This window comes from Actinospica sp., from assembly GCF_035552695.1.
Lineage (GTDB): Bacteria > Actinomycetota > Actinomycetes > Streptomycetales > Catenulisporaceae > Actinospica.
In genome coordinates this window covers 1-2,025 of sequence record NZ_DASZKT010000103.1, presented here as the reverse complement: position 1 = coordinate 2,025, position 2,025 = coordinate 1, and the positions used below count along the sequence as shown (strand labels likewise).

Below are 2,025 nucleotides of genomic sequence, written 5' to 3'. Positions count from 1 at the left end.
CGGGTCGTGCACGAGGCGCCGGGGATGGTGTTCCTCACCTACGACGAGGAGCACCACCGGATCGCCATCGCCGACCCGGTGGCCATGCGGGCGGCGGGCGCCGGATCGCTGATCGGAGACAGTCCGGCCGTGCTGTCGCTCGAGGAGATCGCGGCGTTGCCGCCCCGCGGGCTCGCCCACATCGCCTTCACGTATCGCACGCTGCAGGACCTGCTGGAGAACTGGGAGCGGCTGAAGAACGATTCGGTGCTGCCGGTCGTGGCGATCAACCACGGGCCGACCACTTCGATGTACTACGCCGACCCGGACGGCAACCAGATCGAGCTGCAGATCGACAACTTCGACACTCCGGAAGCGGGCACGGCGTTCCTGGAGTCCGAGAGTTTCGCGAACAACCCTGTGGGCGAGGCGTTCGACCCCGAGTCGATGCTCACCCGGCTGCGCGCCGGCGAACCCGCCGCCGAACTGGCCGCGCCGACATGGTGACCGCCGCCGGCAGCGCGACCGATGTGGCGGCTCGCCTCGCCTGCGCGGACGTCGTGCGAGCGTCGTTCCAGCTGATCGACGACGGGCACGCGACCCAGGCGGCCAGGCTGTACACGGTCGACGGGACGCTGACGCTGTCGGACGCGACGAAACCGGCCGGTGACGTGACGCTCCGCGGCCCGGACATTCACGGTGCGATGCGAGACCGGGAGGCCGCGGCCAGGACGACCGTGCACGTCCTGGCGCCGTCGGCGTTCCGGTTCACCGGCCCCGACCGGGCCGAGTCGGACTGTCATCTGCAGCTCTACGTGCTGGGCGACGATCGGTCGACGAGCCCGGGGCCGCGCGCGCTGAGCCATGTCCGGGACGTGCTCACCCGTAGCGCGGACGGCGCGTGGCGCATCGCCGCACGCCGCATCACGATCCTCGCCGGAAGCCGGTGAGGTGATGCGCCTGTACCGCACGACCCGGGGATTGGCCCGTGGCGATGGCGACGCGCTGCTCCTGCTGGACCTTCCCCACCCGGACGTCGGAAGCCTGCTGGCAGAAGACATTGCCCGTGCGCGCACCGCGAGGGTGACCGACCGGGTGGCTCCCGGCTCGGTCACGCTCCTCGCGCCGGTGTCCGCGCCGGCCACGGTCGTCGTGGTCGGCGCGAACTACCGGGACCACGTCGCCGAGGCCGGCATCGTCATGCCGGCCGCGCCGCAGTTCTTCACGGTGCCGGCCGGGCGCGACTTCTTCACCGCGCACGGCTCGCCCATCGTGCTGCCCGCCGAGGCGCCCGGATACGTCGACTACGAGGCCGAACTCGCCGTCGTCATCGGGACCGATGGCCGGGACATCCGCAACGCCGACGCGTGGCACCACGTGGGCGGGCTGGCCGTCGCCAACGACGTGTCGGCCCGTGACGTCCAGTTCCGGGGCATGCGCGACGGATCCGTGGTCGACCTGCCGGTGATCCAGCGCAGCAAGACGTTTCCGGCCTTCAAGCCGATGGGGCCGGTCGTGGTGACGCCGGACGAGTTCACGCAGCCGCTCGACCTCACCATCACCACGCACGTGAACGGTGAGCCACGGCAGAAAGGCCGGACCAGCGACATGCTGTTCTCGGTGGCCGAGATCATCGAGGCGGTCTCCGCCACGATCACGCTGGCACCGGGGGACGTCATCCTCACCGGGACGCCCGCCGGGGTCGGGCTCGCGTCCGGGACCTACCTGAAGGCCGGCGATACTGTCGCGGTGGCCATCGACGGCATCGGGGAACTGCACAACGCGGTGACAGCGGGAGGGCTGCCAGGATGAGTTCCGAGAAGCGGGCGCGCGGGCAGCGCCGGGCGGCCCTTGTCGCTGTCGCGGCCGATCTGTTCGCCCGCAAGCCTTATGACGAGATCTACATCCAGGAGATCGCCGAGGCGGCCGGCGTCGCACACGGCTTGCTGTTCTACCACTTCAAGGACAAACGCGGTCTGTATCTCGCCGTCCTGCAGGAGATGCTGGCCGAGATAGTCGACCTGCACAAACCACGCGCGGACGAAC

Annotated in this window: 4 protein-coding genes; all 4 read left to right on the top strand. The window is 70.2% G+C overall.

Annotated features, from left to right (window positions below; genetic code table 11):
• A partial coding sequence (locus VG296_RS12840; RefSeq protein ID WP_325565904.1) for a VOC family protein occupies positions 1–486 on the top strand: 486 nt, incomplete at its 5' end.
• Positions 480–929, top strand: coding sequence for a nuclear transport factor 2 family protein (locus tag VG296_RS12835; RefSeq protein WP_325565903.1), 450 nt, complete (start codon positions 480–482; stop codon positions 927–929). The genes VG296_RS12840 and VG296_RS12835, both read left to right, overlap by 7 nt.
• Positions 930–960: 31 nt before the next feature.
• Positions 961–1,791, top strand: coding sequence for a fumarylacetoacetate hydrolase family protein (locus VG296_RS12830; RefSeq protein WP_325565902.1), 831 nt, complete (start codon positions 961–963; stop codon positions 1,789–1,791).
• Positions 1,788–2,025 (top strand): helix-turn-helix domain-containing protein (locus VG296_RS12825; protein ID WP_325565901.1); only part of this gene is annotated, 238 nt, incomplete at its 3' end. The genes VG296_RS12830 and VG296_RS12825, both read left to right, overlap by 4 nt.